Annotated in this window: 22 protein-coding genes; 14 read left to right on the forward strand and 8 right to left on the reverse strand. The window is 62.5% G+C overall.

Features of this window, described 5'->3' with window-relative positions; genetic code table 11:
- Positions 1 to 33: 33 nt before the first annotated feature.
- Positions 34 to 240 (reverse strand): cold-shock protein, encoded by a 207-nt coding sequence (locus ACGYK9_RS04465; protein ID WP_209217039.1) that lies wholly within the window; start codon positions 238 to 240, stop codon positions 34 to 36.
- Positions 241 to 571: 331 nt separating this feature from the next.
- Between ACGYK9_RS04465 and ACGYK9_RS04470 the strand changes: the two genes are divergently transcribed.
- Entirely contained in the window at positions 572 to 1,903 is a 1,332-nt protein-coding gene (locus ACGYK9_RS04470) for an NAD(P)-dependent oxidoreductase (RefSeq protein WP_394412539.1), read from the forward strand.
- Between the two features lie 25 nt (positions 1,904 to 1,928).
- Positions 1,929 to 3,242: an NAD-dependent dihydropyrimidine dehydrogenase subunit PreA gene (gene preA, locus ACGYK9_RS04475; protein ID WP_394412537.1), complete on the forward strand. Its 1,314-nt coding sequence runs from the start codon at positions 1,929 to 1,931 to the stop codon at positions 3,240 to 3,242.
- Positions 3,243 to 3,266: 24 nt separating this feature from the next.
- On the opposite strand, the gene ACGYK9_RS04480 is transcribed toward preA, so the two are convergent.
- On the reverse strand, positions 3,267 to 3,479 hold the full coding sequence (locus ACGYK9_RS04480; RefSeq protein ID WP_394412534.1) for a hypothetical protein: 213 nt from the start codon (positions 3,477 to 3,479) through the stop codon (positions 3,267 to 3,269).
- 99 nt (positions 3,480 to 3,578) lie between these two features.
- Complete coding sequence (locus tag ACGYK9_RS04485; RefSeq protein WP_394412531.1) at positions 3,579 to 4,217, reverse strand: TetR family transcriptional regulator C-terminal domain-containing protein; 639 nt, start codon at positions 4,215 to 4,217, stop codon at positions 3,579 to 3,581.
- Between the two features lie 156 nt (positions 4,218 to 4,373).
- Between ACGYK9_RS04485 and ACGYK9_RS04490 the strand changes: the two genes are divergently transcribed.
- From ACGYK9_RS04490 to ACGYK9_RS04515, 6 genes are all read left to right on the forward strand, one after another.
- Positions 4,374 to 5,624, forward strand: coding sequence for a Zn-dependent hydrolase (locus ACGYK9_RS04490; RefSeq protein WP_394412528.1), 1,251 nt, complete (start codon positions 4,374 to 4,376; stop codon positions 5,622 to 5,624).
- A 72-nt stretch (positions 5,625 to 5,696) separates the two neighbouring features.
- Positions 5,697 to 7,157 (forward strand): dihydropyrimidinase, encoded by a 1,461-nt coding sequence (gene hydA / locus ACGYK9_RS04495; RefSeq protein ID WP_394412526.1) that lies wholly within the window; start codon positions 5,697 to 5,699, stop codon positions 7,155 to 7,157.
- A gap of 74 nt (positions 7,158 to 7,231) precedes the next feature.
- On the forward strand, positions 7,232 to 8,017 hold the full coding sequence (locus tag ACGYK9_RS04500; RefSeq protein WP_067265237.1) for an ABC transporter ATP-binding protein: 786 nt from the start codon (positions 7,232 to 7,234) through the stop codon (positions 8,015 to 8,017).
- Positions 8,017 to 8,877 carry an ABC transporter permease gene (locus ACGYK9_RS04505; protein ID WP_394412522.1) on the forward strand — a complete coding sequence of 287 codons (861 nt, stop codon included), beginning with the start codon at positions 8,017 to 8,019 and terminating at the stop codon, positions 8,875 to 8,877. The genes ACGYK9_RS04500 and ACGYK9_RS04505 overlap by 1 nt, the downstream gene beginning before the upstream one ends.
- Complete coding sequence (locus tag ACGYK9_RS04510; protein ID WP_271689920.1) at positions 8,877 to 9,716, forward strand: ABC transporter permease; 840 nt, start codon at positions 8,877 to 8,879, stop codon at positions 9,714 to 9,716. Before ACGYK9_RS04505 ends, ACGYK9_RS04510 begins: the two co-directional genes overlap by 1 nt.
- Before the next feature lie 27 nt (positions 9,717 to 9,743).
- A complete protein-coding gene (locus ACGYK9_RS04515) occupies positions 9,744 to 10,724 on the forward strand; it encodes an ABC transporter substrate-binding protein (RefSeq protein WP_394412519.1) in 981 nt (326 codons plus the stop codon).
- Positions 10,725 to 11,038: 314 nt separating this feature from the next.
- Here ACGYK9_RS04515 and ACGYK9_RS04520 read toward each other — a convergent pair whose 3' ends face one another.
- Together ACGYK9_RS04520 and ACGYK9_RS04525 are read right to left on the reverse strand one after the other, a co-directional pair.
- On the reverse strand, positions 11,039 to 11,590 hold the full coding sequence (locus ACGYK9_RS04520; protein ID WP_394412516.1) for a L,D-transpeptidase: 552 nt from the start codon (positions 11,588 to 11,590) through the stop codon (positions 11,039 to 11,041).
- Between the two features lie 141 nt (positions 11,591 to 11,731).
- Positions 11,732 to 11,938, reverse strand: a complete 207-nt coding sequence (locus ACGYK9_RS04525) for a cold-shock protein (RefSeq protein WP_067265226.1) — start codon at positions 11,936 to 11,938, stop codon at positions 11,732 to 11,734.
- Positions 11,939 to 12,312: 374 nt separating this feature from the next.
- On the opposite strand from ACGYK9_RS04525, the gene ACGYK9_RS04530 reads away from it, so the two are divergent.
- Positions 12,313 to 13,290, forward strand: a complete 978-nt coding sequence (locus ACGYK9_RS04530; protein WP_394412513.1) for a PleD family two-component system response regulator — start codon at positions 12,313 to 12,315, stop codon at positions 13,288 to 13,290.
- A 198-nt stretch (positions 13,291 to 13,488) separates the two neighbouring features.
- On the opposite strand, the gene ettA is transcribed toward ACGYK9_RS04530, so the two are convergent.
- Complete coding sequence (gene ettA, locus ACGYK9_RS04535; protein ID WP_394412510.1) at positions 13,489 to 15,144, reverse strand: energy-dependent translational throttle protein EttA; 1,656 nt, start codon at positions 15,142 to 15,144, stop codon at positions 13,489 to 13,491.
- Positions 15,145 to 15,486: 342 nt separating this feature from the next.
- On the opposite strand from ettA, the gene ACGYK9_RS04540 reads away from it, so the two are divergent.
- The 3 genes from ACGYK9_RS04540 to ACGYK9_RS04550 all read left to right on the forward strand — a co-directional run bounded on the left by ACGYK9_RS04540 (position 15,487) and on the right by ACGYK9_RS04550 (position 18,159).
- Positions 15,487 to 15,924, forward strand: a complete 438-nt coding sequence (locus ACGYK9_RS04540; protein ID WP_168612985.1) for a universal stress protein — start codon at positions 15,487 to 15,489, stop codon at positions 15,922 to 15,924.
- An 11-nt stretch (positions 15,925 to 15,935) separates the two neighbouring features.
- On the forward strand, positions 15,936 to 17,483 hold the full coding sequence (locus ACGYK9_RS04545) for an alanine/glycine:cation symporter family protein (protein WP_394412507.1): 1,548 nt from the start codon (positions 15,936 to 15,938) through the stop codon (positions 17,481 to 17,483).
- An 82-nt stretch (positions 17,484 to 17,565) separates the two neighbouring features.
- The gene (locus tag ACGYK9_RS04550) at positions 17,566 to 18,159 is read left to right on the forward strand and encodes a nicotinate-nucleotide adenylyltransferase (RefSeq protein WP_394412504.1); all 594 of its coding nucleotides are present in this window, start codon (positions 17,566 to 17,568) and stop codon (positions 18,157 to 18,159) included.
- On the opposite strand, the gene ACGYK9_RS04555 is transcribed toward ACGYK9_RS04550, so the two are convergent.
- On the reverse strand, positions 18,151 to 18,984 hold the full coding sequence (locus ACGYK9_RS04555; protein ID WP_394412501.1) for a DMT family transporter: 834 nt from the start codon (positions 18,982 to 18,984) through the stop codon (positions 18,151 to 18,153). The two genes, ACGYK9_RS04550 and ACGYK9_RS04555, sit on opposite strands and share 9 nt — an antisense overlap.
- A gap of 100 nt (positions 18,985 to 19,084) precedes the next feature.
- On the opposite strand from ACGYK9_RS04555, the gene dacB reads away from it, so the two are divergent.
- Complete coding sequence (gene dacB / locus ACGYK9_RS04560) at positions 19,085 to 20,698, forward strand: D-alanyl-D-alanine carboxypeptidase/D-alanyl-D-alanine-endopeptidase (RefSeq protein WP_394412498.1); 1,614 nt, start codon at positions 19,085 to 19,087, stop codon at positions 20,696 to 20,698.
- A gap of 7 nt (positions 20,699 to 20,705) precedes the next feature.
- Here dacB and ACGYK9_RS04565 read toward each other — a convergent pair whose 3' ends face one another.
- Entirely contained in the window at positions 20,706 to 21,128 is a 423-nt protein-coding gene (locus ACGYK9_RS04565) for a tellurite resistance TerB family protein (protein WP_394412495.1), read from the reverse strand.
- 122 nt (positions 21,129 to 21,250) lie between these two features.
- On the opposite strand from ACGYK9_RS04565, the gene ACGYK9_RS04570 reads away from it, so the two are divergent.
- Complete coding sequence (locus ACGYK9_RS04570) at positions 21,251 to 22,831, forward strand: lysine--tRNA ligase (RefSeq protein ID WP_394402420.1); 1,581 nt, start codon at positions 21,251 to 21,253, stop codon at positions 22,829 to 22,831.
- Positions 22,832 to 22,863: the final 32 nt, after the last annotated feature.

Genomic DNA, 22,863 nt, shown 5'->3' on the forward strand with positions numbered 1-22,863 from the left:
AGCGTCCGTTTCGATCCTCGTGATATGGCCCGTTCAGGCCAGCGCGATGTTGCTCGCGCTTTCGCGGCCATCGCGGCCCGCTTCGACGTCAAAAGTGACCTTTTGGTTGTCGGCCAGCCCGGTCAGGCCTGCACGCTCCACTGCGGAAATATGGACAAAGATGTCTTTGCCGCCCGCATCCGGTGCGATGAAGCCGTAGCCTTTTGTCGTGTTGAACCATTTTACGGTGCCAGTAGCCATGCCCCGTGTCTCCCTCTCTTTGATCTGCCCGCAACATGCGGCAGCGCGGCTCGGTCGAATTCGTGATCGCTGGAGCCTTAGGGCAGCCGGGTCGAAAAGTCTTCGCGTCGCAGTTGTGATATTGGAATCTCTATTTTTAAAATCAAGGATTTTTACGGGGCGAGGGGCCGCAAGCAAGGAAGCGCCCATGAAATATAACCTGCCTGTTACAAAACTGGCAGGCATTTCGGGATTCTCCGGAAGGCGCGCTCTTCAAAAATTTACCAGTTGATAAAAAAATGATTCCGTGAGAGCGTTTTCAAAACACCAAGAAAACGACAGGGATTTTGATATGGCACGAGATGTGTTTGAGCCGGGGATCGTTCCGGGGCGGTTAGAACCGCAGAACTACGTGGAGGGGTTTTCGGATCTTCATCCGCCCTTGGACGAACATGAGGCGCTGGTTGCGGCGGACCGCTGTTACTTCTGCCACGACGCGCCCTGCATGACGGCCTGCCCGACGGATATCGACATTCCGCTGTTCATCCGGCAGATCGCCACCGGCACGCCCGATGCGGCGGCCAAGACGATCCTCAGCCAGAACATCCTAGGCGGCATGTGCGCGCGGGTTTGCCCGACCGAAACGCTCTGCGAAGAAGTCTGCGTGCGCGAGGTGGCCGAGGGCAAGCCGGTGTTGATCGGCCAGTTGCAGCGCTATGCGACGGATCATTTGATGGCGCAGGGCGTGCATCCCTTCGAGCGGGCCGCAGCCACGGGCAAGCGCATCGCAGTGGTGGGCGCGGGGCCTGCGGGTCTGTCCTGCGCGCACCGTCTGGCGATGCTGGGCCATGATGTTGAGATCATCGACGCGCGGCCCAAGCCCGGCGGACTGAACGAATATGGCATCGCGGCATACAAGACCCCGAACGGCTTCGCGCAGGCCGAGGTGGATTGGCTGATGCAGATCGGCGGGATCACCTTCCGGCACGAGGTTGCCGTGGGGCGGGATGTCACGCTCGAAGAGCTGAAGGCCGATTACGATGCGGTGTTCCTCGGCATGGGACTGGTGGGCGTCAATGCTCTCGGGGCCGAGGGCGAGGATAAGGCCGGGGTCGCCAATGCGGTCGATTTCATCTCGGAACTGCGTCAGTCGGGCGATCTTTCCGGCGTGCCGATTGGCCGTGATGTGGTGGTGATCGGTGGCGGGATGACGGCGGTGGACGCCGCGGTGCAGGCGAAGCTGCTGGGTGCGTTGAATGTGACGCTGGTCTATCGCCGCGGGCGCGACCGGATGAACGCGAGCGTGTTCGAGCAAGACCTCGCTGCCTCCAAAGGCGTGCGGATCGTGACCCATGCGGTGCCGATTGCCGTCCATGGCAACGGGTCGGTGCGCGAGATCGAGTTTGAATATGTCGATGAGGCGATGAAGGGCACCGGCCAAACCCTGCGCCTGCAAGCGGATCAGGTGTTCAAGGCCATCGGTCAGACGCTGTTGGGCGAGGGGCTGCCTGACCTCGACGGGCGCAAGATCAAGGTCGATGGCACCGGGCGCACCAGCCTCGACGGGGTTTGGGCCGGGGGCGACTGCGCCAGCGGCGGCGATGACCTGACGGTGACCGCCGTGGCCGAGGGCCGTGATGCGGCGATGGACATTCACACCACATTGATGGGGGCGGCGGGCTGAGGCCGCGCCGAGAGGGAGACATAACATGGCTGATCTGAGAAGCGATTTCATCGGGATCAAATCCCCCAACCCGTTCTGGCTGGCCTCCGCCCCGCCGACGGACAAGGAATACAACGTGCGCCGCGCCTATGAGGCGGGCTGGGGCGGGGTGGTCTGGAAGACCCTTGGCTCCGAAGGGCCGCCGGTGGTCAACGTCAATGGCCCACGCTACGGCGCGATCTGGGGCGCGGATCGGCGGCTGCTGGGCCTCAACAACATTGAGTTGATCACCGACCGCCCGCTGGAAGTGAACCTGCGCGAGATGAAGGCGGTGAAACGCGACTACCCCGACCGCGCGCTCATCGCCTCGATCATGGTCCCTTGTGAGGAGGAGGCGTGGAAAGCCATTCTGCCGCATGTGGAGGAGACCGGCGCCGACGGGATCGAGCTGAACTTCGGCTGCCCGCATGGCATGGCCGAGCGCGGCATGGGTTCTGCCGTGGGGCAGGTGCCGGAATATATCGAAATGGTCACCCGCTGGTGCAAGATGTACACCCGCATGCCGGTGATCGTGAAGCTGACGCCGAACATCACCAACGTGATCTACCCTGCCGAGGCCGCCAAGCGCGGTGGTGCGGATGCGGTGAGCCTGATCAACACGATCAATTCGATCACCTCGGTCGATCTGGACCTCTTCGCGCCTGAGCCCACGATCGACGGCAAGGGCACCCACGGCGGCTATTGCGGCCCGGCGGTCAAGCCCATCGCGCTCAACATGGTGGCCGAGATCGCCCGCAACCCCGAGACCCACGGTCTGCCAATCAGCGGCATCGGCGGCGTCACCACATGGCGCGACGCGGCGGAGTTCCTCGCCCTTGGCGCGGGCAATGTGCAGGTCTGTACGGCGGCGATGACCTATGGCTTCAAGGTTGTGCAAGAGATGATCTCGGGCCTGTCGGAATATATGGACGACAAGGGGCTGACCTCGGTCGACCAACTGGTGGGCCGCGCGGTGCCGAACGTGACCGACTGGAACCAGTTGAACCTGAACTACGTCGCCAAGGCGAAGATCGACCAAGACCTGTGCATCTCCTGTGGGCGTTGCTTTGCGGCTTGCGAGGACACCAGCCACCAAGCCATCGCCATGTCCGAAGACCGCACCTTTACCGTGATCGAAGAGGAATGCGTCGCCTGCAACCTCTGCGTCAATGTCTGCCCGGTCGAAGACTGCATCTCGATGGAGGAACTGGCGGCGGGTGCCACCGACCTGCGCACGGGCAAGACGGTGACGCCGGACTATGCCAACTGGACGACGCACCCCAATAACCCCTCCGTCCACGCGGTCGAACCGGCGGAGTAAGACAAGTGCCACCGCGCCCCGCGTTCAGGACTTTCTGCGCGACGGGGTGGCGGTATCGGCAGCGGGGGGCGGTATCTCTGCCATCTCCCGCCGCGCCACGATCAGCGCCATTGCCGCATCCCGGGCCATCTCTTCGCGGGTGACGGGCGGTGCGCCCGCTGGTTCATCGGACGCTGCCGGATTTGCGCCCTTCGCATCCCGCGCAGCCCCTGCGCCCTTTATATCGCCTACATTCATCACTGCCCCTTTATCTTGGAAGGAGCCCACACCCGCCAGACAGACTGGGGGGCATGTGTTAACGGGGGATTAAACGCAGGGCGCCACTGGCCGCTATGGTTAACCGTTTGGCGCTGGCGCGGGCTGGTCCAAAAGCGCGCCGAACATCGCCTGAAGATGTGCCTGCGCGCGGGGGCGGGGATCGGTCTCGGGGCCGAGCAAGATTTGCGCCTGCGCCTCGAAATCCGCGTAGTGCTGGGTCGTCGCCCAGATCGAGAAGATTAGATGCTGCGGGTCCAGCGCGGGCAGCTTGCCCGACGCAACCCAGCCCGCAATCACGGCGCATTTCTCGTCGAACAGGGGTTTGAGATGGCTGTGCAATTCCGGCTCGATCCGCGGGGCACCTTGCAGGATTTCATTGGCGAAAAGGCGGCTCTCGCGCGGCAATTCGCGCGACATGGTCAGCTTGCGTTCGACATAGTCCAAAATCTCGCGCCGGGGGTCGCCTTCGGGGTCCAGTTCCACCAGCGGGTCGAGCCATGTTTCCATCAGCTGCGACAGCAAAGTGACGTGAATGTCTTCTTTGCCATTGAAGTAATAGAGAATATTCGGTTTGCTCAGCCCAGCCTCGGCGGCGATCTGATCCAGCGTGGCACCCCGGTAGCCGTGTTTGGAAAAGACTTCGAGCGCGGCATCCAGAATCACCCGGCGGTTGCGTCGTTGGATGCGGCTGGGTTTCTTGGCGGTGCTTTCGGGCAAGGCAATGATCCTTGGTGCTGCTAAAAAAGGCGTTTGCCGGATCGGCGGCGGGTTGTTTCAAACCAGTTCTTGACAGAGCCTAACCTAATCGCAATCGTGGATTTACCAAATGGTAAAAAAACAACACGGCCCCAGCCGATGACAGAGGAGTGACCTATGCCCGCGCCCGGAGAGAACCTCAAGATTGATCCCGACCGTCTGTGGGATTCCTTGATGGAAATGGCCAAGATCGGCCCCGGCGTGGCGGGGGGCAACAACCGCCAGACGCTGACGGACGAAGACGCGGAAGGCCGCGCCCTGTTCCAGAAATGGTGCGAAGCGGCGGGCTGCACCATGGGGCTCGACCAGATGGGCAATATGTTCGCCCAGCGGGAGGGCACTGACCCCGATGCGCTGCCGGTCTATGTGGGCAGCCACCTCGACACCCAGCCGACGGGCGGGAAATACGATGGCATCCTTGGCGTGCTCGGCGGGTTGGAAATCATCCGCACGATGAACGATCTGGGCATCAAGACCAAACACCCGATCGTTGTGACCAACTTCACCAACGAAGAAGGCACCCGTTACGCCCCCGCGATGCTGTCGTCGGGGGTTTTTGCTGGCATCCACACGCAAGACTGGGCTTATGCGCGCACCGATGCTGAGGGCAAGAGCTTTGGCAACGAGTTGCAGCGCATCGGCTGGCGCGGCGAGGAGGAAGTCGGCGCGCGCAAGATGCATGCCTTCTTCGAGTTGCACATCGAACAGGGCCCGATCCTCGAGGCCGAGGGCAAGGACATCGGCGTCGTGACCCACGGGCAGGGCCTTAGCTGGACGCAGGTGACGATCACCGGCAAGGACAGCCACACCGGCTCCACCCCCATGCCGATGCGCCGCGATGCGGGGCTGGGCATGGCGCGGGTGTTGGAGAAGGTGAACGAGATCGCGCTCAGCCACGCGCCCCATGCGGTCGGCGCGGCGGGCCATATCGAGGTCTATCCCAATTCGCGCAACGTGATCCCCGGCAAGACGGTCTTTACCGTCGATTTCCGGTCGCCCGAACTGTCGGTCATCGAGGATATGGAGGTCCGTCTGCGCGAAGAGGGTCAAAAGATCGCCGACGATATGGATGTGCAGATCGAATTTGAAAAGGTCGGCGGCTTTGATCCCGTGGCCTTTGACGAGGGTTGCGTGACGGCTGTGCGCAACGCCGCCGAACGGCTGGGCTACAGCCATATGAACCTGATTTCGGGCGCGGGGCATGACGCCTGCTGGATCAATCGCGTGGCGCCGACGGCGATGGTGATGTGCCCCTGTGTCGATGGTCTGAGCCATAACGAGGCAGAGGAGATCACCAAGGATTGGGCCAAGGCGGGGGCGGATGTGCTGCTCCATGCGGTGCTGGAGACAGCGGAAATAGAGGGCTGAACACGCGGGCGGAGGGCGGGGGTGCTGCCCCGGCCCCCCGATGTGAATAGCCAGAAAGATGGGGAGAGAAAGATGAGCAAGGTAATCAAGGGTGGCATGGTCTGCACGGCGGACCGGACGTGGAAAGCCGACGTGCTGATCGAGGGAGAGAAGATCAAGCGCATTGGCGAGGACCTGAAGGGCGATGAGTACATCGACGCGGAAGGCGCCTATGTGATCCCCGGCGGGATCGATCCGCATACGCATCTGGAGATGCCCTTCATGGGCACCACGGCGGCTGAGACCTTCGAGTCCGGCACGTGGGCCGCGGCAGTCGGCGGCACCACGATGGTGGTCGACTTCTGTCTGCCCGGCGCCGATGGGTCGATCAAGAACGCGATCAACGAATGGCACCGCAAGTCGGCGCCGCAGATCTGCTCGGACATCGGCTATCACATGGCCGTCACCGGCTGGGACGAAAGCGTCTTTAACGAGATGAAAGACGCCGTCGACATGGGGGTGAACAGCTTTAAGCACTTCATGGCCTATAAGGGCGCGCTGATGATCGAGGACGACGAGATGTTCGCCTCTTTCAAGCGCTGTGCCGAGTTGGGTGCGCTGCCGATGGTCCATGCCGAGAACGGCGATCTGGTGGCCGAGTTGCAGCAGAAGTATTTCGACCAAGGCATCACCGGGCCGGAGGGCCATGCCTATTCCCGCCCGCCGGAGCTTGAGGGCGAGGCCGCGAACCGCGCCATCACCATCGCCGACACAGCAGGCGTGCCGCTCTATATCGTGCATGTGTCTTGCGAGCAGACCCATGAGGCGATCCGGCGTGCGCGGCAGAAGGGGATGCGGGTTTACGGCGAGCCGCTGATCCAGTTCCTGACGCTGGACGAGTCTGAGTATTTCAACACCGATTGGGACCATGCCGCGCGCCGCGTCATGTCGCCGCCCTTCCGCTCGAAAGACCATCAGGACAGCCTGTGGGCCGGTTTGCAATCGGGCAGCCTGCAGGTGGTGGCGACCGACCACGCCGCCTTCAGCACTGAGCAGAAACGCGCGGGCCGCGATGATTTCCGCATCATCCCCAACGGCTCGAACGGGCTGGAGGAACGTCTGGCCGTGCTCTGGACCGAAGGGGTCGAGACGGGGCGGCTCACGCCCAATGAATTCGTCGCCGCGACATCGACGAATATCGCCAAGATCCTCAATATCTACCCGCAGAAGGGTGCCATCGTCGAAGGGGCGGATGCCGATATCGTGGTCTGGGACCCGAAGATCACCAAGACGATCAGCCCCGCGAACCACCATTCGGTGCTAGATTACAACGTCTTCGAAGGCTTCGAGGTCAAGGCGCAGAGCCGCTATACCCTGAGCCGCGGTGAGGTGATCTGGGCCTGGGGTCAGAACAGCCAGCCGCAGCCCGGCCGGGGCCGTTTCGTGCCGCGCCCGGCCTTCCCGAGCGCCAACGTCGCCCTCAGCAAATGGAAGGAACTCAACAGCCCCAAGATGATCAAGCGTGATCCGCTGAACATCCCGGCGGGGATCTGAGCGATGTAGAACCGCCACGACAACCGGGTAAAGTGCCGCGCTAAAAGCGGCCGACCAACAGGGAAGTAAAATACGTGAATGACAGCCAGAGCGTGATCAGCGCCAGCAATCTTGACCTGACCTTTCAAACCAATGACGGGCCGGTCCACGCGTTGAAAGACGTGAACCTCGAGATCCACAAAGGGGATTTCGTCAGCTTCATCGGCCCCTCGGGCTGCGGCAAGACGACCTTCCTGCGGGTCATGGCCGACCTAGAGCAGCCCACCGGCGGCAGCGTGACCATCAACGGTGTCTCGCCCGAGGAAGCGCGTAAATCGCGGGCCTATGGCTATGTTTTCCAAGCGGCGGGCCTCTATCCATGGCGCACCATCGGCGGCAACATCCGCTTGCCGCTGGAGATCATGGGCGTGCCCCGGGCCGAGCAGGACCAGCGGGTGAAACGGGTGCTCGACCTCGTGGAGCTTTCGGGGTTTGAGAAGAAGTTTCCTTGGCAGCTTTCGGGCGGGATGCAGCAGCGCGCCTCCATCGCGCGGGCGCTGTCCTTCGATGCCGACATCCTGCTGATGGACGAACCCTTCGGCGCGCTGGACGAGATCGTGCGCGATCACCTTAACGAGCAGCTCTTGAAGCTCTGGGCGCGGACCGAAAAGACCATCGCCTTCGTCACCCATTCGATCCCCGAGGCGGTGTATCTTTCCACCAAGATCGTGGTGATGAGCCCGCGTCCCGGCCGGATCGCCGACGTGATCGAAAGCCCGTTGCCGCGCGAACGCCCGCTGGAGATCCGTGAGACGCCCGAGTTTCTGGAAATCGCGCATCGCGTGCGCGAGGGGCTGCGCGCCGGGCATGGGGACGATTGATGCGGAATATTATCCCCATTCTCACGGTCGTGGGTCTGTTGATCGTCATCTGGTATGGCGCGGCTGTCGCGCTCAACGCGCAATGGGCGCGGGATGTGGCGGCACGGGCCGATAAAACGCTGACATTCTCGGAATTGGTGGCCGACACCTGGTCGCAGGAGAAACCGAAACTTCCCGCGCCGCATCAGGTTGGCGCGGAACTGTGGAAGACCACGGTGGAGAAGAAGGTCACCTCGAAACGCTCGCTGATCTACCACACATGGGTCACCTTCAGCGCGACCTTTTTGGGCTTCGTCATGGGCACCGCGCTCGGCACGCTTCTCGCCGTCGGCATCGTGTTCAACCGCACGATGGACATGAGCGTGATGCCTTGGGTGATCGCCAGCCAGACCATACCGATCCTCGCCATCGCGCCGATGATCATCGTGGTGCTGAATGCCGTGGGCCTTTCGGGCCTGCTGCCCAAGGCGATCATCAGCATGTATCTGTCGTTCTTCCCCGTCGTCGTGGGCATGGTGAAGGGGCTGCGCAGCCCCGACCAGATGCAGCTTGACCAGATGCGGACATGGAACGCGAGCGGCTGGCAGACCTTCTGGAAACTGCGGCTGCCGTCCTCGATGCCCTATTTCTTCACCTCGCTGAAGGTCGGCGTCGCGGCCTCGCTGGTGGGGGCCATCGTGGGCGAGATGCCGACGGGGGCTGTCGCGGGCCTCGGCGCGCGCTTGCTGGCGGGCAGCTACTACGGCCAGACCGTTCAGATCTGGAGCGCGCTTCTGATGGCGGCGGCGCTTGCGGCGGCCATGGTGGGGCTTATCGGGCTGGTGCAGCGGCTGACCTTGAAACGGATGGGGATGGCATGATGGGCTGGGTTCTTTTTGCCATCGTCGCATGGGTCGCGGGCCTGTCGCTCAACGTTTGGCTGGCGCGGCAGCGGCCCTCGCGGGGCGCGTCGCTGGCGGCACCGCTGGTCTTTGGCGTCACGCTGATCGCCGTTTGGGAGGGCGTGGTGCGCGGGTTCGAGATTAACCAAGTGCTGCTGCCCGCGCCTTCGGTGATCGCGGCGCGCATGGCCACGTCGCTCGATATCCTGTGGATCGACTTCGTGCAGACCGTCATCAAGGGGGCGCTCAGCGGCTACATCATCGGCTGCGGCGCGGCCTTCCTGACGGCGCTGGCGATTGACCGCTTTCCGTTCTTGCAGCGCGGGCTTTTGCCGGTGGGCAACTTCGTGGCTGCGCTGCCGATCATCGGCATGGCGCCGATCATGGTGATGTGGTTCGGCTTCGGCTGGCAGTCCAAGGCGGCGATTGTCGTGGTCATGGTGTTCTTCCCGATGCTGGTGAACACGGTGCAGGGGCTGCAGGCCAGCGACGCGATGCAACGCGACCTGATGCGCACCTATGCCGCAGGCTACTGGCGGACGCTTCTGAAGCTGCGGCTGCCCGCGGCGATGCCCTTTGTCTTCAACGGGTTGAAGATCGGCACCACCCTTGCCCTCATTGGCGCCATTGTTGCTGAATTCTTCGGCTCTCCGGTGCTGGGGATGGGCTTTCGCATCTCCACCTCGGTGGGTCAGCTTGCGCTTGATCTGGTCTGGGCCGAGATTGTTGTCGCGGCAATAGCCGGATCGGCGTTCTATGGTATCATGGCCCTTATCGAAGGACGGGTGACCTTCTGGCACCCCAGCCAAAGGAACTAGAGACGACCAACCAACAGGGAGATAAAAATGAAAACCATCACGAAGATCGCCGCCGGGGCCGCCTTGGGCCTCTGGGGGGGCGTGGCGCAGGCCGCCGACGACCTGACGCTACAGCTCAAATGGGTCACGCAGGCCCAGTTCGCGGGCTATTACGTGGCCAAGGACAAGGGGTTCTACGAAGAAGAGGGGCTGGATGTCACGATCAAGCCCGGCGGCCCGGACATCGCGCCGGTGCAGGTGCTCTTGGGCGGCGGGGCCGACGTGATGGTGGACTGGCTGCCCTCGGCGCTGGCCGCGCGGGAGAAGGGCGCGCCCATCGTCAACATCGCACAGCCCTTCGCGAAATCCGGCCTGATGCTCACTTGCCTCAAGGAACACGGCATCGAAAGCCCCGAGGATTTCCCCGGCAACACGCTGGGCACATGGTTCTTCGGCAACGAGATCCCGCTGATGAGTTGGATGGGCAAGCTGGGCTATCCGACCGATGGCTCCGAGGGCGGCGTGACGATCCAGAAGATCAACTTCAACGTCGATCCCCTGCTGCAAAAGCAGGTCGAATGCGCCACCACCATGACCTACAACGAATATTGGCAGGTGATCGACGCAGGGCTCACGCCCGAGGATCTGGTGGTCTTCAAATATGAAGATGAGGGCATCTCCACGCTGGAAGACGGCCTTTATACCACCGAGGAGAACCTCGAAGACCCCGAGATGGTCGACAAGCTGGCGCGTTTCGTCCGGGCCTCCATGAAAGGCTGGAAATACGCCGAGGAGAACGTCGAGGAAGCCGCCGAGATCGTGCTGGAAAATGACCAGACCGGCGCGCAGACCGAAAAGCACCAGACCCGCATGATGGGCGAGATCGCCAAGCTGACCGAGGGCAGCGACGGGCGGCTGGACGAGGCGGCCTTTGATCGCAGTGCGGCGATCACCATGGAAGGCGGGATGATCACCAAGGCGCCTGAGGGCGCTTGGACACATGATGTGACGGATAAGGCGCTTCAGTAAGCTTTGGGGTCTATGATGAGGGGAGGGGCCGGCGCTGCGCTGGCCCTTTTTCGTTTGTGCGACGTTCCCAAGTGGTCTCAGGGCCCGGAATCAAGCCGCAGGCGCCGGGCCATCGCCTGCCCGTCCCGGCGGGTAGGCGATTTGGCGAGAGTTACTCTGCGCTTTCCGCCGCACATCAAATCTGCGCCATAAAGTGGCATTGCCTGCTGTTGTGATCGCCTCCCCACGGGCAGACGATGGCCCTTGGAACCGGGGCCGATGGAGGCGGTAAAGGCCAGCGCAAGGCTCGGGCCTTATTCTCCTCTAGGCTGGCCTTAGAGCACCGTGACTTTCGTCCCAATCGGCACCCGCTGGTACAGGTCGATCACATGCGCGTTCAGCATCCGGATACAGCCGTTCGACACGGATCGCCCGATGGAGTTCGGCTGCGTGGTGCCGTGAATGCGGAAATAGGTGTCCCGCCCGTTCTGGAACAGATAGAGCGCCCGCGCGCCCAAGGGGTTGCCAGGGCCGCCGGGCTGGGCGTCGGTGTTGCCGATGAAGCGTTTGTAGGCCTGCGGGTCGCGTTCGATCATCTCATTGGTTGGCCGCCATGTGGGCCATTCCTTTTTTACGTCGATGGTCGCGGTGCCGGTGAACTCCAGCCCCGCTTTGCCGACGCCCACGCCATAGCGCATCGCTTGGCCCGGCGACGTCACGAAATAGAGGTAATGACTCCGCGGCAGGATCAGCAATTGGCCGGGCGCATATTGCGCCTTGACCGGGACCATCTGCGGGGCGGGGTCATAGGCGGCGGTGCGCGCCTGCGCCATCAGGGGAAGGGCGGCTGCGGCCACGGTGCTGGTCAAAAAGGTACGGCGGCGCATGGCAGGCTCCATCAAAATAATGCGTTTCGCCCGCATTTTGCCATGGGAGGCTATTTTAGCAAGGCTGGACATAAAAAAACCGACCTGCCGGTGTCAGCAGATCGGTTTGAATTCTTGCATCAGGGCCGAAGCCCCCGGGCCTTAGGCCAGCGCGAGGTTGGTCGCGGATTCACGGCCGTCACGGCCAGCTTCGATGTCGAAGGTCACTTTCTGGTTGTCGGCCAGGCCGGTCAGGCCAGCGCGCTCAACAGCGGAAATGTGCACGAAAACGTCTTTGCTGCCGCCGTCGGGTGCGATGAAGCCGAAGCCTTTAGTTGTGTTGAACCATTTTACGGTGCCAGTGGCCATATCCGTAGTCTCCATATTGATGCCATCCGCGTTGGTGCGATGGCCCGGCGTGGTTGGTCTGGATCGATAGACTGAGCGCCGTATGAGGGAGACAGTGGGTCGAAAAAGATAACGTCTGCACCGTCTATATTGCACTCGGGGGGGATTCGTTCAAGGGGCATCGCATTTTGGCGGGTTTCGGCGGGTTCAGCAGTGCGAATTTCGGCAAATTCCCGCCACGAAGTTTCGTGATCCCCATATTTTACGGGAAACGCGCCAAATTTCACCGTCCCGAGTTTGCCGCAAACCGGTCTCATTACTGCCCGGCGCAGGTGGTTTTTTGCCGGAAAGCCCCAAGTGCGCCTGCCAGCGCCCCCCATGTGGAGTAACGAGACATGATGCGTATCCTTGCCGTAGACGATGACCCGGTCATCCTTGATCTGCTCACAGGTTGCCTGACCGAGAATGACAATTACGAGCTGACTTGCTGCGAAAGCTCGGAAGAAGCGCTGGAGATCATGCAGGAGTCGAACCGGCCCTTCGATTCCTTCCTGCTTGATATCATGATGCCGGGCATCAACGGGATCAGCCTGTGTGAGATGATCCGCGATGTGCCCTTTTACCGCGCCGTGCCGATCATCATGATCACCGCCAGCAAAGAGCCTGCGATGATGCAGCGGGCCTTTGACGCGGGTGCCACCGATTTCCTTTGCAAACCGTTGGATGGTGTCGAACTCAGCGCGCGGATCAATGCCGCCAGCATGCTCAACGCGTCTCTGCTGCGCGAGCGCGAGGCGCAGCATACGCTGACCGAGTTAACGCAGATGATGCAGATCCGCTTTGACGAGGATTTCGACCTCGATGTCTCGGCCTGTAGCAATGTCTCTGCGCTTGAGAACTACCTGCTGCGCCTGCCAAGCGGCTGTTTCTCGATGAGCCTGTTTTCAATCTCGGTCGAGGGGGCGCGCGGCATCTATCGCGCGGTCAAGGCGCCGGCCTTCCGCCGCCAGATGGAGCAGGTGGCCCGCGCTTCGGTACATTCGCTGGAGGGCATGTGTTTTCATCTGGCCTATGCGGGCAGCGGGCGTTTCATCGGCGTGGTGATGAGCCGCGCGCGGTTGAACACGGCCTCTATGGCCGAGCGGATGCGCGAGCATCTGGAGAAGAACTGGGATGGCAAGGGCATGAACGGCGGGCTGCCCCCGTCTTTGCAGGTGCATTCGGTGACCGAACAGCGCCTCTGGTCGGGTCTGTCGGCAAGCAACAAACTGCGCGAATATTTGCAAAGCTGGGATCCGCTGCATGGTCTGGTGCGGCATGATGAGGATAACCTCTTTGCCCAGTTGGAAACGGCGATCGACGACGAACGCTGAGGGCAGGAGCCTTTGAAGGGATAGACCCGTCCGCATTGCGGGCGGGTTTTTGCGTTAAAGGTAAGCGGTAAGGGCGTCGCCCTCCGGGGGGAGGGAGGGCGATGCCCGGTGTACCACCGGGCGGGGCTGTTGCGGCGTTGCGCAAAAGAAAAAGGGCGCCGGAAATCCGACGCCCTTTAGATCGCTCATTCGCAATGCTTACCGCGCGAACTTCTTGTGCTTCAGGCGCTTCGGCTCCAGCGCATCGGCACCCAGACGGCGCTTCTTGTCTTCCTCGTAGTCTTCGAAGTTGCCCTCGAACCACTCGACATGCGCTTCGCCCTCGAAGGCGAGGATATGCGTACAAATCCGGTCGAGGAAGAAACGGTCGTGCGAGATGACCACGGCGCAGCCGGCGAAATCCACCAGCGCATCTTCGAGCGCGCGGAGGGTTTCGACGTCCAGATCGTTGGTCGGTTCGTCAAGCAGCAGCACGTTGCCGCCCTCTTTCAGCAGCCGCGCCATGTGCACGCGGTTGCGCTCACCGCCCGAAAGCAAGCCCACTTTCTTCTGTTGGTCGCCGCCCTTGAAGTTAAAGGACGAGCAATAGGCGCGGGAATTCACCTCGGCGTCGCCGAGCTTGATCAATTCCGCCCCGCCCGAGATCGCCTGCCAGACGGTGTCCTCGGCGTTGAGGTCATCGCGGCTTTGGTCGACGTAGGACAGCTCAACCGTGTCGCCGTATTCGATGCTGCCCTCGTCGGGTTTCTCGTGCCCGGTCAGCATCTTGAAGAGCGTCGATTTACCCGCGCCGTTGGGGCCGATCACACCAACGATGCCGCCTGGTGGCAGCGAGAAGTCGAGCCCGTCGATCAACTGCTTGTCGCCCATGTGCTTCTTCAGGCCCTCGACCTCGATCACCTTGTTGCCGAGGCGCGGACCGTTGGGGATGACGATCTGTGCGCGAGAAAGCTTCTCGCGTTCGGACTGTTCGGCCATCTCATTATAGGCAGCGATACGGGCCTTGGATTTCGCCTGACGCGCCTTGGCGCCTTGGCGCATCCACTCGAGTTCGCGCTCCAGCGTCTTTTGCTTGGATTTGTCCTCGCGGGCTTCCTGCGCCAGCCGCTTGGCCTTCTGCTCCAGCCAGTCGGAGTAGTTGCCCTCGTAAGGAATGCCGCGGCCACGGTCGAGTTCGAGGATCCAGCCGGTGATGTCGTCGAGGAAGTAGCGGTCGTGGGTGACGCAGAGGATGGTGCCCTTGTAGTCGATCAGGTGCTGCTGCAGCCAAGCGATGGTCTCGGCGTCGAGGTGGTTGGTCGGTTCATCGAGCAGCAGCATGTCGGGTGCTTCGAGAAGCAGCTTACAGAGCGCCACGCGGCGCGCCTCACCGCCCGAGAGGTTTTCCGGCATCGCGTCGTCCGGCGGGCAGCGCAGCGCCTCCATCGACACGTCGATCTGGCTGTCGAGATCCCAGAGGTTCTGCGCGTCGATGTCGTCTTGCAGCTTGGCCATCTCCTCGGCGGTCTCGTCCGAGTAGTTCATCGCCAATTCGTTGTAACGGTCGAGGATCGCCTTCTTCTCGGCCACGCCCTCCATCACGTTTTCGCGCACGGTTTTTTCGGGGTCGAGCTTCGGCTCCTGCGGCAGGTAGCCGACTTTCGCGCCCTCGGCGGCCCATGCCTCGCCCGAGAAATCCTTGTCGAGCCCGGCCATGATCTTGAGCAGGGTGGATTTACCCGCGCCGTTGACGCCGACAACACCGATCTTCACGCCGGGCAGGAAGTTTAGGTGGATGTTTTCGAATGTCTTCTTGCCCCCGGGATAGGTCTTGGAGACGCCGGACATGTGATAGACGTATTGATAGGCGGCCATTGGAGAATCCTTGCAACGCGTTTTGGGGTTTGCAGTGCAATATCGCCCGGACGGCGCAATATCAAACACTCTGTATCGTGCAGGCACCTTGCTCGGCGGGGCTTTGCGTGGCGCGCGCAGGCGGCATGGCTGGGCAGGCTATTGGATGGTTTTGCAAGGGTTTGGCAGGCGGTCCGCGCAGTCGATCAGTGAAATTCGGTCGACTTTTCTGCCGTTTTCGCGCTAGAATTTATTCAATCTGCGGTTGGACGGTAAAAACCGCCTACCGCAGAGTAGGGAGGTTGAAGGCGGTTCTCACCGTTCGCGGTGCGCCGGTTTCAGCGCAACAACAGGGAAATACTCATGACAAAATCCACCATCGTTGTGGGTCTGGACGGGTCGGAGGCCGGCGCGCGAGCCTTGGCGTTTGCCCAGTCACAGGCCAAACAGATCGGGGATTGTTCGATCACCGTTTGCTTTGTGATCGAATGGTCGCCTTTCACCTTTCAGACCAAGGAAGAGAACGAGCAGCGCCACAAGCGACGCGAGCAGGAGTTGCAGCGCGCCCATGACGTGGTGCTCGACCCTGCCGTGGCCGAGGCCAAGGCCGCCGGTGTCGAGGTTGAGGGGATCGTGCGGCATGGCGATGTGGCCGATATCCTCGAAGCGGTGGCCAAAAAGCGCGGCGCGGTTCAGATCGTCGTCGGGCGGGTTGGTGAGCGGGGCCTCAAGCGGCTCTTCGGTGGGGTGACGGGCCGGTTGGTCGCGGGCTCCAGCGTGCCGGTCACGATCATTCCCTGAAAGGAAACGCCATGAACAAGTTACTGACCTTTGCGATGGCAGCCTTTGCGTCATTGCTGCCGGGCCTTGCCGCCGCGCAAGAGGCTGCGGGCATCGACGAACGTATCAACCAAATCTTTGCCGATTACACCGGCTGGTATGTGTCATTCATCTTTGCCCCGCTGCCGGGCACGAATTTCTCTTGGATCGCGCTGTGGCTGGTCGTGGGGGCGGTGGTCTTCACCGTCTATTTCGGGGCCATCCAGCTCAAAGGGTTCTGGCATTCGATCCAGCTTGTGAAGGGGGATTACTCCGATCCCGACGATGCGGGCGAGGTGAGCCACTTTCAGGCGCTGGCGACGGCGCTGTCGGGCACCGTGGGGCTGGGCAACATCGCGGGCGTCGCGGTGGCGGTCAGCATCGGCGGGCCGGGGGCGACCTTTTGGATGGTGATCGCGGGCCTGTTCGGCATGGCGACCAAGTTCACCGAATGTACGCTTGGTGTGAAGTACCGCAATGAATTCCCCGACGGCCATGTCTCGGGCGGGCCGATGTATTACATCGTCAAAGGCTTCTCCGAGCGGGGCCTGCCGCTGGGTGGCTTTATGGCGGTGCTGTTTTCGATCTTCACCATCCTCGGCGCGCTTGGCGGCGGCAATATGTTCCAAGCCAACCAAGCCCATGCCCAGCTTGCGGGGGTCTTGGGTGACTATCCAGGCTGGATCACCGGGGTGGTCCTTGCGGGCGTGACCTTTGCGGTGATCGCGGGCGGTCTGAAATCCATCGCGCGGGTGACTGAAAAGATCGTGCCTTTCATGGGCATCTTCTATGTGTTGGTCTCGATCCTGATCCTGATCATTAACTGGGATATGATCGGCTGGGCCTTCGGGCAGATCTTCATGGGCGCCTTCACCGGCCTCGGCGTGGTCGGCGGCTTTACCGGCGCGCTCATCCAAGGCTTTCGCCGCGCGGCCTTCTCCAACGAGGCGGGCATCGGTTCGGCCGCCATCGCCCACTCGGCGGTGCGCACCAAGGAGCCGGTGACCGAAGGTTACGTGGCCCTTTTGGAGCCCTTCATCGACACGGTGGTGATCTGCACCATGACCGCACTGGTCATCGTGATCAGCGGCGTGCTCAACCAAGACCCTGAAACCGGTCTCTACATCTGGAACGCCGAGGCGGGCCGGATCGCGACTGAGGGCGACGTGAGCGGCGTGGCGCTGACCTCGGCGGCCTATGCGCGGGCCTTCTCGTGGTTCCCGATCCTGCTGATGGTGGCGGTTGTGCTCTTTGCCTTCTCGACCATGATCAGCTGGTCCTACTACGGGCTCAAGGCATGGACCTATCTCTTTGGCGAGGGGGCGGCGAAGGAGCTGACCTTTAAGGTGATCTTCTGCCTCTTCATCGTGATCGGCGCGGCGGCGAGCCTTGGGCCGGTGATCGACTTCAGCGACGCCATGCTCTTCTCCATGGCGATCGTGAACATCATCGCGCTCTATTTCCTGATGCCGATCGTGAAGCGCGAGTTGAACAGCTATGTCGCGCGGCTGCGCTCGGGCGAGATCGTGAAGCACAAGTAAGGGCTTCGCATTGACAAAGGGCTGCAATGCCCCTCCTTTGGCCCCTGATTTCGGATCGGGGGCCATTTTCTTGCGCAATACCATGCCATTCGCCACCAAGGGGCAGGTCGTGGGCCTGTTGGGCGGGTCGTTTGACCCGGCGCATGAGGGGCATGCGCATATCACGCGCGAGGCGTTGAAACGGTTCGGGCTGGATCGGGTCTGGTGGCTGCTGAGCCCCGGCAATCCGTTGAAAGAGCATGGCCCGGCCCCCATGGCGCAGCGGATGGCGCGGGCGCGGGCGGTGATGGATCACCCCAAGGTTGAGATCACGGGGATCGAGGCGCAGCTTGGCACGCGCTACACCGCTCAGACGCTGGCAGCGCTGCGGCGGCACTATCCCGGGGTGCGGTTCGTCTGGCTGATGGGGGCCGACAACCTTGCGCAGTTTCATCTGTGGCAAGACTGGCGGCAGATCATGGAGACGGTGCCGGTGGGCGTGCTGGCGCGGCCCGGGCAGCGTATCTCGGCCCGGATGAGCCGGGCGGCGGCGCTTTATGCGCCCTACCGGATCGCGGGGCGGAACAGCCAGTTGCTGGGCCGGGCCATGGCGCCGGCGTGGTGTTTCGTGAATGTGCCGATGGTCGATGTCTCTTCCACCGCATTGCGCGCGGCGGGGGGCTGGCGCTCAGCGTAGCCGGGCCGAGGTGATGCCCGCGGTGATGATCACCGCAAGCCCCGCCCAAGTCAGCGCATCGGGCAGGGTGCTGAACAAGAACAGCCCCAGCAGCACCGCCGCGATCAGTTGGAAATAGACCAACGGCGCCAGCCGCGTGGCGGGCGCCCGGCGGTAGGCATAGAGCAGCAGCAGATTGCCCAGCATGGAAAACAGCGCGCTCGCGGTGGCCAGCCCCGCGACGGGCAGGGTGGCTTCGGGCAGGTTCATCAACCCCAAAGGCAGCAGCATCACCGCGCTCATCGCCAGTTGGGTGAAAGTCAGCGCAAGGGGCGGGGCGAGGTCAGACAGCCAGCGCGACATGGTGAGAAAGACGCCGTAGAACAGCCCCGCCGCCACGGCAAACATTAGCCCCGGCCCGCCCGTGCCGCCACCCAGCCCCGGGCGCACCACCAGCAGCACGCCGCAAAAGCCCATGAGGATCAACGCGCTGCGCAGCAGGCTGATGCGCTCGCGCAGAAAGATCGCGGCCAGCAGGTAGCTGATCATCGGCCCGATAAAGAAGGCGGCGAAGACATTGGCAATCGCCTCGGTCCTGAGCGCGGTTTGAATGCAGGTGATCCCCAAGGCCAAGGTGCCCGCCCGCAGCCAGAGCCGCCAATCGCGCATCAGCCCCCATGTGCCCCGGGGCAGGAACGGCAGGACCATCAGCGCCCCGATGGCAAAGCGTGACCATGCTACAAAGACCGGTGCCACCCCCATGCCTGAGGTCAGGATTTTACCCGCGCTGTCCCCTGCGGGGATCAGTGACATGGCGATGAACATGATCGGAATAGCGCGTTGCATGACGTTGGGTTAGCAGGTCGGCGGTTTTGTGCAACCGCGAAAGCTCCACCCTTGTCAGACCGGTTGTGGCCGAACGCCGCTTGGGGTTTATATCAAGCCCATGAGCCAGAGTTTTTCAAGACGTTTCACACGCCGCATTTTCCTTGGGACGGCTGCCGCTGCACTGGCGGCGGCCTCTGCTTGGGCCGAGCCGCCGACCACTTCGTTGCGCCCCGTGGGGCGCGATGCCGACCTGTATAAACAGGCCATTCCCAATGTGTCCGAGATCATCGCCGACAGCGGGATCACCGGCACGGTGGCCTTTGCCGTGGTCGACGTCGACACCGGCATCTGGCTGGAGGCGTCCAACGCCACCGATGGCATCCCGCCCGCCAGCAGCATCAAGGCGATCACCGCGCTTTATGCGCTTGATCAACTGGGGCCGGATCATGTGTTCGAGACGCGCCTTTTGGCGACCGGCGGTGTCGTCGATGGTGAGGTGCAGGGCGATCTGATCCTCGTCGGTGGGGGGGATCCGACCCTCGACAGTGACAATCTGGGACAGATGGCCGAAGACCTGAAAGAGGCGGGCATCATCGGCGTGAAGGGCGGTTTCAAGGTCTATGAGGGCGCGCTGCCCGCGACATTTGCGATTGACCCTGAACAGCCTGACCATGTCGGCTACAACCCCGGCGTCTCTGGCATCGCGCTGAACTACAACCGGGTGCATTTCGAGTGGAAGCGCAGCGGCGACGGTTATGACGTGACGATGGAGGGCCGCGCGGCGCGCTATGCCCCCGCCGTGCGCGTCGCCACGATGGAGGTCGTGGACCGCAGCGGGCCGGTTTATACCTACGAAAACCGGCCTGAGCGCGATGTTTGGACGGTCGCGGAGGGGGCCTTGGGCTCTGGCGGGGCGCGTTGGCTGCCGATCCGGCGGCCCGGTGTCTATGCGGGCGACATCTTTGCCACCATCGCCCGGAGCCATGGCATCAAACTGGGCGATGCGGAACTGATTGAGACGCTGCCAGAGGGCGAGACCCTCGTTACCCACCGCAGTACCAAGCTGCGGCCCATCCTCAAGGACATGCTGAAATACTCCACCAACCTCACCGCCGAGATGGTCGGCATGGCTGCCAGCGCCAAACGGTTGGGTACGGTGCCGAGCCTGCGGGCCTCTGCCGCCGAGATGAACAAATGGGCGATTGAGGAACTGGGCATGGAAAACCCGGCGATGATCGACCATTCGGGGCTTGGCGACGACAGCAAGATGACCGTGCATGACATGGCCGGGGGGCTGGCGCGCATTCATGGCACCGGGCTGCGGTCGATCTTGAAACCGGTCTATCTGCGCGATGATCGGGGCCGCCCTGAGCGTGACAATCCGATTGAGATCGACGCGAAGACCGGCACGCTGAACTTCGTCTCGGCGCTGGCCGGGTTCCTCACCACGCCCGAGGACCGGGTGCTGGCCTTTACGATCCTGACCGCGAATATCGAGGAACGGGCCAAGATCAGTCGGGCCGAGCGAGAGCGTCCGCCGGGGGCGCGGGCTTGGAACGCGCGGGCCAAACGTGTGCAACGTGGGCTGCTGGAGCGGTGGGGCCTATTGTATAACGTCGCCGTGAAGCCCGAGCCGGAGGGCGAAGCCGCGCCCGAGACGCCAGCGGCGCCCGACCCTGATGCCGAAGCCGAGGTCGGGGCCGAGCCGGAAGTTGCGCTGGAAGAGTCCTAACCCGCGCTCAGGTCAGGTGCCGCGCCCGCGCGCCGCGTTCGATCGCGGCGGCGTGGAGCCGGTCGATGTTAAGCTCATAGCGGATTTCTTCGAGCAGCCGCAGCTCGGCCTCGTCCAGCGTGCCATCGGCGGCGGCCACGTCGCAGGCCAGCGCATAGGCCGTTTCATGCAAACGCTCCGGCAGGGCCTCGCGGATCAGACCAAAGAGTGCATCCAACCCGTCCTCCTGTTCGAACAGGTCAAAGACCGTTTTGCCAATCGTCGAGACGCGATCATTGTCATAGCCCAAGAAGACCGGCAGCAGGTTCAGCGCGGATTCGATTTTGACCAGTTCGGCGGTGCGGATGTCCTCATCCGAGGCCGAGACCGCGATCATCAGCGCGACAAGGCTGTCTTGGGCGCTGAGCGAGAGGGAAGATGTGTCGGGCATCGCGGTATCCTTTGCACAGGTATGTTGCGGTGCAGAATATTGACCCTCAGGGAGTGACGCAATAGGAACGGGCGACCCCGTGCGCATTGGGCGCAGGGACGCCAAAAGATGGATGATCTGACATGTCCGAGACCCGAGACGCGGCACTCAGCAGCAAAGCATGGCCCTTTGAAGAAGCGCGCCGGGTGCTCAAACGCTATGCCAAGAAGCCGCCAGAGAAGGGTTACGTCCTGTTCGAGACGGGCTATGGCCCCTCTGGCTTGCCGCATATCGGAACCTTTGGCGAGGTGCTGCGCACCACGATGATCAAGCGCGCCTTTGAAGAGATCAGCGACATCCCGACCAAGCTGGTCTGTTTCTCGGACGACCTAGACGGCATGCGCAAAGTGCCGGGCAACGTGCCGCAGCGGGAGATGCTGGAAGAGCATATGCACAAGCCGCTGACCTCCGTGCCGGACCCCTTCGGCACGCATGAGAGCTTTGGCCACCACAACAACGCCATGCTGCGCCGGTTCCTCGACACCTTCGGCTTCGAGTACGAATTCTATTCCGCGCGCGAATTCTACCGCTCGGGCCAGTTCGACGAGGTGCTGCTGCGCGCCTGCGAGAAGTACGACGAGATCATGGCGGTGATGCTGAAGTCGCTGCGCGAAGAGCGCGCGCAGACCTATTCGATCTTCCTGCCGATCCACCCCGAAACGGGCCGCGTGATGTATGTGCCGATGAAGGAGGTCAACGCCAAGGACGGCACGATCACCTTCGACGACGAGGACGGCAACGAGATGACGCTGCCGGTCACCGGCGGCAACGTCAAGCTGCAGTGGAAGCCCGATTTCGGCGCCCGCTGGGCCGCGCTCGACGTGGATTTCGAGATGTATGGCAAGGAACACGCCACCAACACGGCGATCTACGACCGCATCTGCGAGATCCTCGGCGGCAAGAAGCCCGAGCATTTCAGCTATGAGCTGTTCCTCGACGAGAACGGGCAGAAGATCTCCAAGTCTTCCGGCAACGGCATCTCGATCGACCAGTGGTTGACCTATGCCAGCACCGAAAGCCTGTCGTATTTCATGTTCCTCAAGCCCAAGACGGCCAAGCGCATGTATTTCGACGTGATCCCCAAGGCGGTCGACGAATACCACCAACAGCTGCGCGCCTATGAGACGCAGGACGTGAAGGCGCGGCTGAATAACCCCGTCTGGCACATCCACGGCGGTGATGTTCCGAAGTCGGACATGGTGGTGCCTTTCTCAATGCTCTTGAACCTCGCCTCCGTGTCGAGCGCCGAGGACAAGTCGCAGCTTTGGGGCTTCATCCAGCGCTATGCGCCTGAGGCGACGCCCGAGACCAACCCCGGCATGGATGCGGCGGCGGGCCACGCGGTGCGCTATTTCAACGACTTCGTGAAGCCCACGAAGGTGTTCCGCGCGCCCACCGAGCTTGAGCGCGAGGCGCTGGAAGACCTGCGCGACCGGCTGAAGGTCTGGGACGGCGGGCTGGATGCCGAGGCGCTGCAGAGCATGGTCTTTGCCGTCGGCAAGGAGCGTTTCGACCCGCTGCGCGACTGGTTCAAGGCGCTGTACCAAGTGCTTCTGGGCGCCGATCAGGGGCCGCGGTTTGGCGGCTTCATCGCGCTTTATGGCGTGGAAGAGACCGTCGCGCTGATCGACGATGCGCTGGCGGGCAAGCTGACCGGCGCGTGAAACTTTTGCCTCTGCCCTTGCGTGACTTAGAT

The sequence above is a fragment of the Sulfitobacter sp. 1A15258 genome, from assembly GCF_043557045.1.
Lineage (GTDB): Bacteria > Pseudomonadota > Alphaproteobacteria > Rhodobacterales > Rhodobacteraceae > Sulfitobacter > Sulfitobacter faviae.